The organism is Allosalinactinospora lopnorensis (assembly GCF_000981225.1).
GTDB classification, from domain to species: domain Bacteria; phylum Actinomycetota; class Actinomycetes; order Streptosporangiales; family Streptosporangiaceae; genus Allosalinactinospora; species Allosalinactinospora lopnorensis.
Map to the genome: position 1 here is coordinate 103,585 of NZ_LAJC01000007.1, position 11,361 is coordinate 114,945.

An 11,361-nucleotide genomic window follows, 5' to 3' on the forward strand; every position below is an offset into this window, starting at 1 on the left:
GACCGGAGGCGGCCGGCTCCCCCTCCACCGATCGTCTGATTCCCCCTCCTCCTGTCGGTGGTGCCGCGGGGAAGGGGGAGAGCCGGATGCTGGTCGGCATGGACCCAACGACATCTTCGCCGCCTCCCCCTGCGGTCGCCGCCGCGGACGTCGTCGTCCGGCGCGGCGGTGTGACAGTGCTCGACGGTGTCGGGCTCGCGGTCAGACCAGGGGAGGTCGTGGCCCTGCTCGGCCCGAACGGAGCCGGCAAGACCACGTTCGTGGAATGCCTGGAGGGCTACCAGAGGCCGGACACGGGGCGGATCGACGTACTCGGCCGGAATCCGTGGCGGGCACCCGCCGCATGGCGGGCGCGGATCGGGGCCGTGCTGCAGGACTGCCGCATCGACTCCGAGCTCAGTGTCGCCGAGATCGTGACCATGACCCGCGGCTACTACCCCGACGCGCTGACAACACAGGACGCCCTCGACCTCGTCGGGTTGGCGCCCCTGGCCAAGCGCAGGGTGAGCCGGCTGTCCGGCGGGGAGCGCAGGCGGCTGGAGATCGCGCTGGCCCTGATCGGCAGGCCGGACTTCGTCGTGCTCGACGAACCGACGACGGGTTTCGACCCCGAGGCGCGGCGGTCCCTGTGGAAGGTGCTGGCCGGGCTGCGGCGCGCGGGGACCACCATGCTCCTCACCACCCACCTGCTCGACGAGGTGGAGGAGCTCGCCGACCGCGTGGTGCTCCTGGTGCGCGGGAGGGTGCACCGGACCGGAACCGTGGAGGAGCTGCGGTCGACCTCGGGGCTTCCCGACCGTGTCGGGTGCGTCGCACCGGAGATGGACTCCGCCCCGGACCTGCCGTCGGTGCTGGAGTCCTGGCGCGACCGGGACAACGGGCGCTGGACCTTCACCACGAACGAGCCCGGACGCACCGTCCAGGAACTGCAGGAGTACGCGAACGAGCGGCGGATCGGTCTCGTGGACGTCACCGTCCGATCGCCCTCGTTCGAGGACGTCTACCTTGACCTGCTGGCCCACCGGGAGGAGGCTTCCCCATGAGCCCAGCGTCGGCGAACCGCACCGAAGGCGCGTCGCGGGCGGGGCGAGCGCAGCCGCCCGGCGCTCTGCCCACCTTCGCGCACCAGATCCGCTACGACCTGCTGTCCCAGGTCCGCAACCCCGCGGCGATGTTCTTCTCGTTGGGACTGCCGCTGATCTTCCTCGTCACGTTCACCCTGATCGGGGGCGACTGGGCGGAGACGGCCGGCTACTACACCCCGGCGACCATGACGATCGCGATCGTCACCGGCACCATGACCAACCTCGCCATCACACTGAGCTACCTGCGTGAGTACGGTCAGCTCAAGCGGCTGCAGCTCCTTCCCGTTCCGCGCTCGGCCCTGCTGGGCAGCCGGATGGCGGCCGCGTGCGTGCTCGCGCTGGCCGGCGTCGCCGTGGTGGCCGTGTTCTCGGCCGCCGTCTACGACACCACCCCGGAGCAGCCGGGCCGGCTGGCGGCGGCGATCCTGCTGCTCGGCGTCGCCGGCAGCGTCCTCGGGGTGGCCCTGACCGCCGTGATCCCCAGCGAGAACGCGGCCAGTCCCATCGCCAACGCCCTCGTGCTGCCCCTGCTGATGATCTCCGGGGGGTTCTTCCCGCTGGACGGGGCACCGGAGTGGGTCCGCACCGTCTCCTCGCTGCTTCCGCTGGAACCGGGGCTCTCCGCGGCGGTCGACGCCTACCGGGGCGCCTGCTCCTGGTCCGACATCGGATACGCGGCCCTCGTCACAGGGGCGTGGACCGCCGCCACCGCGGCACTGGGTGTCCGGTTCTTCTCGTGGACCCCGCGCCACCGGCGCTAACACGCGCCGCGCGGCAGGCACCGGCACAGCACGACCCGGACCGTTCGGACGGTCCCGCGGAGCCCGTAACGACAAGGAGGAACTGAGAACGATGACGAACACCGAGCGCGGTTCCGGACCGCTGGACATGCTGTTCGGCGCCGGGATCACCCTGTTCATGAGCCTTCTCGGAGCGGGCGCCGCCTACGCCGCTTCGCAGAGCCTCGCCATCGCCGGTGCGGCGTTCCTGGTAGGGGTGCTCATCGGCGGTGTGATCTACGCGATGGTCGCCTTCGGGGGTGCGAAGCGCCGATGAGTCCTAGCAAGCCGCCGGCGTGCTGACCACGGGTCCTGGTGGCGACGCTCATGGTCGGTACAGCGCACCCGGGAGGGGGCTCGCGGTGGCCTCTTCCGGTCGCGGGAACGCCTGTGCGGCAGGGGCCGGCGATGTGCGACGGATGAGATGCTTTTCTGGTCGGGACCGTTTCGGGAAGGGCGCCATGGACCACGAGCATCCCCCTCACAGCCGGGGCCCTACGGGCCGCAGAGGCCCGCCGTCCCGCCGGGACCGCACGGGCCGCCGTCTCAGGGGCCACCGCCCCCGCCCGGCGGCCCGCCGCCGCAGGGGCCTCCGTTCCCGCCTCAGGGGTTCCCGCCGCCCGGCCCACCTCCCTACGGGCCCGGTGGTCCCGCGGGGCCCGGCATGCCCTTCGGCCCGCCGCCGCCACCGCCGAAGAAGCGGACCGGGCTGTGGATCGGCCTCGCGGCCGGCGGCGCCTTCCTGGCGCTCGTCCTCGCCGGTGGTGTGTTCCTGTGGGCGGGCCCCTTCAGCGGCGGGGAGGAGAGCGGTGGGAATTCCCCCGCCGAGTCCGCCCGCGGCGGCGAGGAGGAGGACGAAGGCAGCGGGCAGGAGGAGGCGGCGGAGCCCGATGTCGGCGACCCCCCGCACGCGCTCCCCGACGACCCGTGCGCGGCGCTCACCTCGGCGCAGCGCAGCGAACTCGACGCCCAGGGCGACGAGGAGGCGGCCGAGGAGGGCATGACCGGGTGCTCCTGGTCGGTGCTCGTCGACGGCTCGATCGGCGGGCACCTGGACGTGGTGTACCTGGAGCCGTTCCCCGACTCGGGCGGGGGCGAGGCGGGGGCCGAGGAGGTCTTCGACTTCAATGTCGAGTACGCCGTCGAGAGCGAGGACGGCACGCGCGAGGTGAGCGTCGAGCGGGAGCAGCCCCTCGACCTGGGCGACGAGAGCCTCCTGGTCCACGCGATCGAGGAGTTCAACGGGGACGGCGAGGAGTTCTCCGCCGTCAGCGCGCTGATCCGGCAGGACGACATGAACATCAGGGTCGTGCTGCTGACCCCGGACGACCTGACGGCGCCGCAGGACGCCGACACCCTCGACGACCTCATGACGGACCTGGGCCGCGAGGCGATCAACAACATCGGCTGAGCCGTCTGCCGCGTCTCGCGGGCACGGTCAAGGCAGGCGGTTGATGGCCGCCTCGACGTCGTCGGCTCTGGGGTCGTCGACCGACCACAGGATGTCCAGGGCGGCGCCGAGGCGGCTGCGCGCCTGCCCGGTCTCGCCCATGGCGGCGTACGCCTCACCCGTTCCGATGAGCGCGACGGCTTCGCTGTCGAGGTCGTCCACCTCGCGGAAGACCGCGATGGCGGTTTGGTACTCCTCGACGGCCTCGGCGTGGCGGCCCGACGACGCCAGTGCGGCGGCCAGGAAGCACCGGGCCCAGGCCACGGTCCAGGTGTCCTCAATGTCGGTGAAGATGCCGATCGCGGTTCGGCAGTTCTCCAGCGCGATGCCGAAGTGTCCGAGTGCCCGTTCACACTCGACAAGGCTCAGCAGGGCCATGCCCTCGCCGCGCCGTTCCCCGGCCCTGCGGAACGCGTCGATGGCCTGCTGGAGGAGTACCGGAGCGTCGTCCTCCTGCTCCCGGCGCAGCTCACCGAGCTGGCGCAGCGCGAACCCCTCGATCCAGCCGTCGCCCACCTCCCGGGCCGCCTCCAGCGCCGCCGTGTAGTGCTCCAGGGCTTCTTCGGTGTCGCCGAGCAGCCATTCGGCGTCGGCGAGGCCGAGGAGGTTGTAAGCCTCCCCGTAGCGGTTCCCCAACGTACGGGCCGCTTCGAGCCCGACCAGGTTGATCTCGCGCCACTCGTGCCAGTGCCGGTGGCGTTCGAAGAGCCCGTAGACCGCAGCGGGCAGCCGCCACGCGAGTTCGTACAGTCCGTGGTCGAGCGCGGCCCGTATCGATCTGACGATGGTGGCGCGCTCCTGGGCGAACCACGCGAGAGCGGCCTTCGGGGTGTCGAATGTCAGGGGATTCGCGGGCGGTTCGCCGGCGGGGTCCTCGACGGTACGGGAGTTCGGCTGCACCAACAGCACCGCGTTGCGCGCGCTCGCCAGGTACCAGCCGGTGAGCAGGCGCAGTACCTCGGCCGTACGCTCGGGTGCCTCCTCGGCGTGGAAACGCTCGGCCGCGTACACCCGCAGCAGGTCGTGCAACCGGTAGCGGTCGTGCCCGACCCGCTGCACCAGGTTCGCCGCGGTGAGCTGGTCGAGCAGTGGGCGTGCCCGACGCAGCGGCAAACCCACCGCGGCGGCGCAGGCCGCCGCGCCGAACTCCGTCCCCGGGTGCACGCCGAGACCGCGGAACAGCCGCGCCGCCTCGGGAGGCAGCGCGGTGTAGGAGGCGGAGAAGACCGCCCGGACGTTGCTCAGTTCGTCGCCGGTGGTGCCCAGCGCATCAAGCCGCTCGTCTTCGGCGGCCAGTTCGGCGACGACGTGGCTGAGCGGGGTGTCGGGGCGGTCGATCAGCCGTTCGGCGAGGATGCGCAGCGCCAACGGTAGGTGGGCGCAGTGGGCGACGAGGTCGCGCGCCGCCTCGGGTTCGGCGTCGAGCCGCCGCCCGCCGAGGTGTGCCCGCAGCAGGGCGAGCGATTCTTCGGTGGAGAGCGTGTCCAGGGCCATCCGCCGCGCCCCTTCGCGCGCCACGAGGCCGGGCAGGGTGCTGCGGCTGGTGACCAGGACCAGGCAGGTGGGCGAGGCCGGCAATAAGGGGCGCACCTGTTCGGCGGAGGTGGCGTCGTCGATGACGATGAGCATGTGTTTCCGGTCGAGCCGGGACCGGTAGAGGGCCGCCCTGCCGTCGAGGTCATCGGGGATGCGCTCGGGTGGGACGTCGAGCGCGCGCAGCAGGGAGTCGAGGGCACTGGACGCGTCCAGGCGGGGACCGGGGCCGTGGCCGCGCATATTGACGTACAGGTCGCCGTCGGCGTACCGGGAGCGGACCCGGTGCGCCCAGTGCACGGCCAGCGCGGTCTTGCCGATGCCGGGGGCGCCGCCGATCGCGGAGATGACGACCGCGTCGCCGGACTTGCCGACCGAGCCGTCCCCGGACGTCGGCAACAGCGCGTCGAGCCGGGCAAGCTCGGCACCTCGGTTGACGAACCCCGAGACCGCCATCGGAAGCTGCCGGGGTACGGGCGCATCCGCGGATGCCGCCGCCGTGACGTGCACGTCTCCATGGATGGCCCCGCTCTGCACGACGGCGCCCGCGCTCCCCTGGACGTCGTTCCGGGTGCTGCCCCTGTTGGTGGAATTGCTTGGAGACTCGCCGCTGCCGCTTGTCATCCTCACCTTTCAGCGACGACGCATGTACGCATCGAACTGGGCATCGTATTCGGTGAACGGGACCGACAGATGTATCGCACGGTCCCGCCACACGTTGGCCGCCACGACCCACTCCGGATCGTCGATCAGCTCGGTGGTCAGTAGCGAACCGTCGTCGGCGTAGTTCATCCACAGCATTTGGTGGGAGTCGAACAGCCAGTAGTCCAGGTGTGGCAGCCCACTGGGCCAGTCGCCTTCCTCCGCGGGAAGGATGCGGATGTTCTCCCCAGCGGCGACGTTACGACGGTAGCCGTGCGCGCACTCGAAGCGCACATAGTCCGACAAGGGCTCGGTGACCACGTGGACCCGGTCATACCGCCGCCCCGCGGCGATCCCCGACCGGACTTCTTCTCCCCATTCAGTATCGCTCAGAGTGGGCGGAAGACTCTGCTGCTCATCAGCGATAAACCGCCGGAAATCCTCATTTTCATAGTCGGCGGCATAGATTTGTAGAGTTTCCAATCGGAATGCCGTGTAACGGAATTCGGCGAACAGTTGCTCGACTTCATCCCAGGTGATGGGGCGGCCTTTAGGATTCTCGCTCACTACGCTCCGTTCTGCTTATACTGTTCCACCGCCCGGAGGAGGATATCCGGATCGATCCGCACGGCCGTTTCGCCTGGAAGGGTGTTCTGTAGAGCGGACTTGGAAGCGCCAGTGAGTTCGGGTCCCTGAACGATAAGTTCACCAGTGTCGGACAGGTAGACAGACGGGCAAGCCTTATCCTGGGACTTTCCGTCTTTGGCGAGCAACGTGAGCTTCATGTTTCTCCTGTTCAACAAACAGTGGAGAATATTTGACTCACGGTAACACGAATGCCCGCGGCCTCCCATGGGCTGTCCGGATTCGGCTACTCCGTAATGTAACGTTCCCTGACATTGGAAACGGCTTCGTCGTCGTTCTCTTTCGAGGCGCGGACCAGACGCTTCAGGTCAGCGGCGAAGAGCGCGTCTCGCACGCTCTCCGGCTGTCGCTCTGCCGTGTCGCGTTCCGGGCGCTCGTCGGCGGTCATACGACCTCCTCATCGGGAAAGCCGTCGCGGAGTCGGCGTACTGCCATTGACCGTAGTCGCATGGACCTCTCCTGTCATGGGTGGGCTTGCCGTGTGCTGATCTTGACGAAACCGGTCCTTAGCGCGGCGCTGGAGGGCCGGTTTCGTCAAGATCGCCGTTGGGTGGGCGGGCGGATGGGGTTACGGGTGGTCCCAACTGTGGCCGGAGGGGTCCAGGTGCGGCCCGTCGTGGTGGGTCGGCCGCACGCACGGCAGGCGGTGTCGCCGCTGGGGCTCGGGAGGGCTCTGCTCGCAGGCGTCCCCGAGCCATTCGGCGAGCTGGGACAGGAGCGCGAGTGAGGTCTCACGGACGGTGGACAGCCAGTAGGCGCGGTCCTGGGTGCTCGCGGCGATGTCGTCGGCCATCTGGCGCAGCCACCGGGCCTCGTCGGGGGTGAGGTCGAGCATTCAGACCACCCCGCCGTCCGCCGCCCCGGCCATGGGGGCGGCGATATAGGGCCGGACGTGCGGCGGCGGGGCGAACTCGGCGAGCGCGAAGTCCAGCGCCTCCAGGTCGCTGGCGGCCAGAACGATCCCTTCGGCCACGCGGTTGTGCGCCTGGAACGGTGCGGCCTGCCCGGACCCGTAGGTGAGCCGCCATCGGGCGCGGTGCCGCGCGTGCACCTCGCAGAACCGGCCATAGTCCGGCGGGACCGCGGGCTGGGGGAGGACGTAGGGGCGGGGACGGGCCCGTACGCCGGAGAGGCTCCGGAAGCGGAGCGCCCCGAGCGTGCCGAGGGGGCGGCCCGGGCCGCAACAGGAGGTAGGGCAGTGCGGCGCTCGGGAAGAGCAGCGCGCCCACCAACCCGAGAACGCGCGGGATAAGCTCGGACATGTCATCAGCTCCTTGGGGTTAGCTGGTGGCCATGCCCCGGGGCCGGTGCTAGCGGCCGCCGGGGTCTTTTCGTGTCTTTCCTTTTCCGAGAATGACGGCGTCCTCCGCCACCTTCCAGTGGCGATACATTTTTGGCTCTTCTTGCCTTATCCGTCGCGATTCGGCTCCGCAGATGGAAATCTGTCTTCATGGCGAACCAGGATCGGTCGCGCTGGAGCCAGTTCGGCGCGGAGGTACAGCGTCTACGTGCCTCATCAGGCATGACGCAACGGCAACTGGCGGGCAGGCTCACCATGCACTACACGATGATCGGGAAGCTCGAACGAGCGGAAAGAACCCCATAACGGGAACAAGCGGAAGAATTGGACACTGCCCTGGAGGCAGGCGGGTCATTTACTCGTCTATGGCAGGAGTTAACCAATCAGCGATACGTTCCCGACTGGTTCAAGGACGCGCTGTTGCTGGAGCAGCGCGCGACCGAGATCAAGGCGTATGAGTCCATCCGGATTCCCGGACTGCTGAAGACCGAGGACTACGCGCGAGTGCTGGTCAGAGAGCGTAAGGTCACGGCGCCCTCCGATGAGGTCGAGCAGGTCGTCAAGACGCGCATTAAGCGGCTCCCGCTCATCCGGGGGAACAGCCCGTTCCTCTGGTTCGTGATCAAGGAGTCGGCTCTCTGGGCCGTTGTGGGGGGCGAGACGGTCATGCGGGACCAATTCCGGCATATCCTCACCCTTGTGGAAGAGGGCGTCATACGGGTGCAGATCCTGCCGGAATCGCGCGCGAGTATCGGCATGTGCGAACCATTCCGGGTGATGGCGCTGAGCGCGACCCAGTCGGTCGGGTACCTGGAGAACGCTCAGGGCGGCGAGGTGGTTGACGCCCCGGAGCGGGTGAACGAGCTGTCCACCCTCTTCGGACTGCTCATCTCAGAGGCCCACTCGCCCTCTGCTTCCGCTGCCCTCGTCAAGGAGATAAACGGTGATCGCTATGGAGATGTGGACTAAGAGCAGCTACAGCGGTGGCAACGGCGGTGACTGCGTCGAGGTCGCGAACTCGCCGGAGCTGGTGAAGATCCGTGACACCCGGAACCGCGAGGCCGGTTATCTGGCGGTTCCGGTGGCCGAGTGGTCCGCGTTCCTCGCTGACGTGAAGGACGGCCGACTCTAACCGCACGAGTTCCGCCTCCCGAGTGAGGGTCCGGTGCGCCGGCCCCCGGATCCCTGCTGGCCCGGCGCACCGTTGTGTCAGGAACCGTCGTGGAAGTCGGCTTCCTCGGGGTCGGGACGGTCGATCTCGGCCGGCTCGATCTCCCCGCCGTCGCGGTCGGTCGCCATCGGTTCCTGCAGCATCTCGGGCGGTGCACCGGCCCGGTACTCGTTCACGAAGGCGCCCGCGAAGCCGCCGCGGTTCTCCTCGGAGGACTCGAACGGCACCAGCCCCGGACCGGACCAGTCCCCGGCGTGCAGGGCGTCGATCAGGCCCTGGCGGGTCAGGTCCTCCCCGGCGGCCTTGAGCACCTGGGAGAAGATGACGGCCTGGGCCATCCCGTACACGTGCGTGTTGGTGAGGTCGCCCTCGCCGTACTCCTCGTAGACCTCGGCGAAGAACTCGGACCAGGGGTCGTCCACCATCTCGACCTGCGGCAGGTAGTTGGTGCTCAGCAGGCCGTCCAGAAATGCCTCGGGGCGGACCTCCTCGGCGGCGGTGCCCGCGGTGAACTCCTCCAGAAGCGGCTTGAGGATCTCGGTGTCCCCGCCGATGCTGCTGACCATCCAGGTGGGGTCGTAGTCGATGCTCGCGGCCTCGACCAGCGCCAGTGCCATGAAGGGGGCATGGCAGGAACAGACGACCACATCCGCCCCGGACTTCTTCAGCTCCGCGATCTGGGAGCTGATGTCGGTGAGATCGGACGCGTAGTCCTCTCGGGCCACGACGTCGTCGATCAGGTACTGGTCGAGGCCGGCCTGGGAGTCCGTCCCCACATCGCCGTTCTGGTAGAAGTAGCCGATGTCGGCGTCGGGGAAGTTCTCGGCGATGTATTTGCCCTGGATCTTGGCTTCCTTGCTGTAGTCCGCCTGGTATCCGTAGGTCAGCGGGTACTCCCGGGGCGAGTTCCACATGAAGGCGCCCGAGGAGACGAAGAGGTCGGGCACCCCCTCCTCATTGAGGAAGTTGATGACCGTTTCGTGGGTGCTCGTTCCAAGAGCACCGACCATCGCGAAGATCTCGTCCTCAAGGACCAGCTTCTGGGTCGCCTCGACGGTGCGCGCGGGATCGTAGGCGTCGTCCTCGACGACATAGTTGATCTCGCGGCCGTTGACGCCTCCGTTGTCGTTGACGAAGTCGAACACCGCGCCGGCCCCCTCGGACACCTGGATGAAGCCGGACGCGGCGGGCCCGGTGAGGGGCTGATGGGTTCCGATGGTGACGGAGTCGTCGGTGACACCGGGCGCGACGTTCAGGTCCACGGCCTCCTCCTCCACGGGTTCCTCCGGGCCGCCACAGGCGGCCGTGAGGAGCGCGATGGCGATTACCGCGGCCGATCGTGTCGTGGTTTTCATGGTTGCCCCCGTGTGATGGTCGGATGTGTCCTGCGGTCGGAAGCGCAGGCGGGTGTACAGGCTGTGGAGTGTTCTGGGTCCTGCCGGACGGGAACGGTGAGGAAAGGCGCGACTGGGGTGTTCGCGGCCCGGTCGCCGGGGTCGGGGGCGGGGCCTGGACGGTGCACCGGGGCTCGCGGTCAGCTAGGGCGATCGCCCCTGGCCGCGATCCCGGCTCGGTGAGCGGGAGAGCCCACGGACCTTGCCGAAAGCGGCGGGGCGGTTCCCGCCGCGGACGGCACTGGGCCGCGGGCCGTCGGCGCGGTCCTACCGTGGAACGGGCGGTGTCTTCGGGAGGTTCGAGGGGGTTCCGCGTGGAGTGGGCGGCGAGCGTGCGGTGCCGTGCTCTTCCGGTCGCTCCGTCCGGCACAGGAGGAGATACCGGAGAGCGCGCTTTTACCGGGGTCGATCAGGTCAACAGTGGACCGCCGTGGCTCCTGGGCTCTGGCACCGCTGGGTGCGGTCAGGCCGCTGGGTCTCACTGCCACCCCCTTTGCCGTGAGTAAGCGATTCGTCACACCTGTGGCATGTGTCACTTATCGTGAGTCACGACGGAATCGTACATACTGACCGGTAGGTAATGACAAGGGGGTGCGGGTGACCACCGCAAAGCGCCAAGGAGCGGGGACCGCACTGCGCTCTTCCCGCGCATGGAGGGCCCCTTTAGCGCCGGAGGATAAGGAGGACGGTCGCTGTGGCCGAGGTGCGCACCGCCCACACCGCTGACCTGGATGCCGGCACTCTCAACGCGGCGCGGGTCCTTCTCGGCGGCGCTTTCGCCGGAGAGTTCACCGACCACGACTGGGAGCACTGCCTGGGCGGGGTGCACGCCCTGGTGTGGGAAGGGGCCGAGCTGGTCGGGCACGGCTCGGTGGTCCAACGGCGGCTGCTGCATCAGGGGCGGGCGCTGCGCGCCGGCTACGTGGAGGGTGTGGGAGTGCGCGCGGACCGGCGCCGGCGCGGGTACGGCTCGGCCGTGCTGGGCGAGCTGGAGAGGGTGGTGCGCGGCGCCTACGACCTGGGCGCGCTGAGCAGCACCGAGGAGGCCACCGCCTTCTACGCGGCGCGCGGGTGGGCGCTGTGGCGGGGACCGTCATCGGCGCTGACTCCGGCCGGCGTCACCCGCACCGAGGACGACGACGGCGGCATCTACGTCCTTCCGGTGTCGCTCCCGCTGGAGCCGTCCGACGAGCTCACCTGCGACTGGCGCGACGGCGACCTCTGGTAGGCGGCCGGGACCGGACACGGCGGAAGGCCCCGGCCGCGTACCCGGCCGTGCTCCCCGCGCATGCGGGGATGGTCCCCGCCCCGGTGCTCTCATACCGGGTTACGCGCAGGACATCTGGAGAGGCGCTTAGAGCT

General features: G+C 69.2%; 15 protein-coding genes. 8 read left to right on the plus strand and 7 right to left on the minus strand.

Annotated features, from left to right (window positions below; all coding sequences use genetic code 11):
- Positions 1-86 precede the first annotated feature (86 nt).
- The 4 genes from VS93_RS04400 to VS93_RS04415 all read left to right on the plus strand — a co-directional run bounded on the left by VS93_RS04400 (position 87) and on the right by VS93_RS04415 (position 3,275).
- Complete coding sequence (locus VS93_RS04400; protein WP_201776549.1) at positions 87-1,043, plus strand: ABC transporter ATP-binding protein; 957 nt, start codon at positions 87-89, stop codon at positions 1,041-1,043.
- Complete coding sequence (locus tag VS93_RS04405; RefSeq protein ID WP_046468715.1) at positions 1,040-1,846, plus strand: ABC transporter permease; 807 nt, start codon at positions 1,040-1,042, stop codon at positions 1,844-1,846. The genes VS93_RS04400 and VS93_RS04405 overlap by 4 nt, the downstream gene beginning before the upstream one ends.
- Positions 1,847-1,937: 91 nt before the next feature.
- Complete coding sequence (locus VS93_RS04410; protein WP_046468716.1) at positions 1,938-2,141, plus strand: hypothetical protein; 204 nt, start codon at positions 1,938-1,940, stop codon at positions 2,139-2,141.
- A gap of 387 nt (positions 2,142-2,528) precedes the next feature.
- Entirely contained in the window at positions 2,529-3,275 is a 747-nt protein-coding gene (locus VS93_RS04415) for a DUF3558 domain-containing protein (protein ID WP_046468717.1), read from the plus strand.
- A gap of 27 nt (positions 3,276-3,302) precedes the next feature.
- Here the strand turns inward: VS93_RS04415 and VS93_RS04420 are convergent, their stop codons facing one another.
- The 6 genes from VS93_RS04420 to VS93_RS31030 form a co-directional block, all read right to left on the minus strand.
- Complete coding sequence (locus VS93_RS04420) at positions 3,303-5,471, minus strand: ATP-binding protein (RefSeq protein WP_046468718.1); 2,169 nt, start codon at positions 5,469-5,471, stop codon at positions 3,303-3,305.
- 9 nt (positions 5,472-5,480) lie between these two features.
- Complete coding sequence (locus VS93_RS04425) at positions 5,481-6,056, minus strand: DUF6879 family protein (protein WP_052745523.1); 576 nt, start codon at positions 6,054-6,056, stop codon at positions 5,481-5,483.
- Positions 6,056-6,274 carry a hypothetical protein gene (locus VS93_RS04430; protein ID WP_046468719.1) on the minus strand — a complete coding sequence of 73 codons (219 nt, stop codon included), beginning with the start codon at positions 6,272-6,274 and terminating at the stop codon, positions 6,056-6,058. The genes VS93_RS04425 and VS93_RS04430 overlap by 1 nt, the downstream gene beginning before the upstream one ends.
- A gap of 86 nt (positions 6,275-6,360) precedes the next feature.
- Entirely contained in the window at positions 6,361-6,522 is a 162-nt protein-coding gene (locus VS93_RS30015; protein ID WP_173434256.1) for a hypothetical protein, read from the minus strand.
- A gap of 180 nt (positions 6,523-6,702) precedes the next feature.
- Positions 6,703-6,969, minus strand: coding sequence for a hypothetical protein (locus tag VS93_RS04435; RefSeq protein WP_046468720.1), 267 nt, complete (start codon positions 6,967-6,969; stop codon positions 6,703-6,705).
- Positions 6,970-7,185: a hypothetical protein gene (locus VS93_RS31030; protein ID WP_052745524.1), complete on the minus strand. Its 216-nt coding sequence runs from the start codon at positions 7,183-7,185 to the stop codon at positions 6,970-6,972. It abuts the gene before it with no gap.
- A 399-nt stretch (positions 7,186-7,584) separates the two neighbouring features.
- On the opposite strand from VS93_RS31030, the gene VS93_RS33245 reads away from it, so the two are divergent.
- The 3 genes from VS93_RS33245 to VS93_RS04450 are packed head-to-tail and all read left to right on the plus strand — an operon-like array spanning position 7,585 to position 8,566.
- Positions 7,585-7,740 carry a helix-turn-helix domain-containing protein gene (locus tag VS93_RS33245; protein ID WP_156184672.1) on the plus strand — a complete coding sequence of 52 codons (156 nt, stop codon included), beginning with the start codon at positions 7,585-7,587 and terminating at the stop codon, positions 7,738-7,740.
- Positions 7,741-7,758: 18 nt separating this feature from the next.
- Entirely contained in the window at positions 7,759-8,403 is a 645-nt protein-coding gene (locus VS93_RS04445; protein ID WP_269082800.1) for a DUF5753 domain-containing protein, read from the plus strand.
- Positions 8,387-8,566, plus strand: a complete 180-nt coding sequence (locus VS93_RS04450; protein ID WP_046468721.1) for a DUF397 domain-containing protein — start codon at positions 8,387-8,389, stop codon at positions 8,564-8,566. The genes VS93_RS04445 and VS93_RS04450 overlap by 17 nt, the downstream gene beginning before the upstream one ends.
- 77 nt (positions 8,567-8,643) lie before the next feature.
- Here the strand turns inward: VS93_RS04450 and VS93_RS04455 are convergent, their stop codons facing one another.
- Positions 8,644-9,960 (minus strand): ABC transporter substrate-binding protein, encoded by a 1,317-nt coding sequence (locus tag VS93_RS04455; RefSeq protein WP_046468722.1) that lies wholly within the window; start codon positions 9,958-9,960, stop codon positions 8,644-8,646.
- Between the two features lie 715 nt (positions 9,961-10,675).
- On the opposite strand from VS93_RS04455, the gene VS93_RS04460 reads away from it, so the two are divergent.
- The gene (locus VS93_RS04460) at positions 10,676-11,227 is read left to right on the plus strand and encodes a GNAT family N-acetyltransferase (RefSeq protein WP_394298790.1); all 552 of its coding nucleotides are present in this window, start codon (positions 10,676-10,678) and stop codon (positions 11,225-11,227) included.
- Positions 11,228-11,361 lie beyond the last annotated feature (134 nt).

Bases quoted from the DNA above. Each gene is read 5' to 3' on its own strand.
- VS93_RS04410 (WP_046468716.1), top strand. From the start codon at position 1,938: ATGACGAACACCGAGCGCGGTTCCGGACCGCTGGACATGCTGTTCGGC.
- VS93_RS04435 (WP_046468720.1), bottom strand. From the start codon at position 6,969: ATGCTCGACCTCACCCCCGACGAGGCCCGGTGGCTGCGCCAGATGGCC.
- VS93_RS04455 (WP_046468722.1), bottom strand. From the start codon at position 9,960: ATGAAAACCACGACACGATCGGCCGCGGTAATCGCCATCGCGCTCCTC.
- VS93_RS33245 (WP_156184672.1), top strand. From the start codon at position 7,585: ATGGCGAACCAGGATCGGTCGCGCTGGAGCCAGTTCGGCGCGGAGGTA.
- VS93_RS04415 (WP_046468717.1), top strand. From the start codon at position 2,529: ATGCCCTTCGGCCCGCCGCCGCCACCGCCGAAGAAGCGGACCGGGCTG.
- VS93_RS04405 (WP_046468715.1), top strand. From the start codon at position 1,040: ATGAGCCCAGCGTCGGCGAACCGCACCGAAGGCGCGTCGCGGGCGGGG.
- VS93_RS04420 (WP_046468718.1), bottom strand. From the start codon at position 5,471: ATGACAAGCGGCAGCGGCGAGTCTCCAAGCAATTCCACCAACAGGGGC.
- VS93_RS04430 (WP_046468719.1), bottom strand. From the start codon at position 6,274: ATGAAGCTCACGTTGCTCGCCAAAGACGGAAAGTCCCAGGATAAGGCT.
- VS93_RS30015 (WP_173434256.1), bottom strand. From the start codon at position 6,522: ATGACCGCCGACGAGCGCCCGGAACGCGACACGGCAGAGCGACAGCCG.
- VS93_RS04400 (WP_201776549.1), top strand. From the start codon at position 87: ATGCTGGTCGGCATGGACCCAACGACATCTTCGCCGCCTCCCCCTGCG.
- VS93_RS04450 (WP_046468721.1), top strand. From the start codon at position 8,387: ATGGAGATGTGGACTAAGAGCAGCTACAGCGGTGGCAACGGCGGTGAC.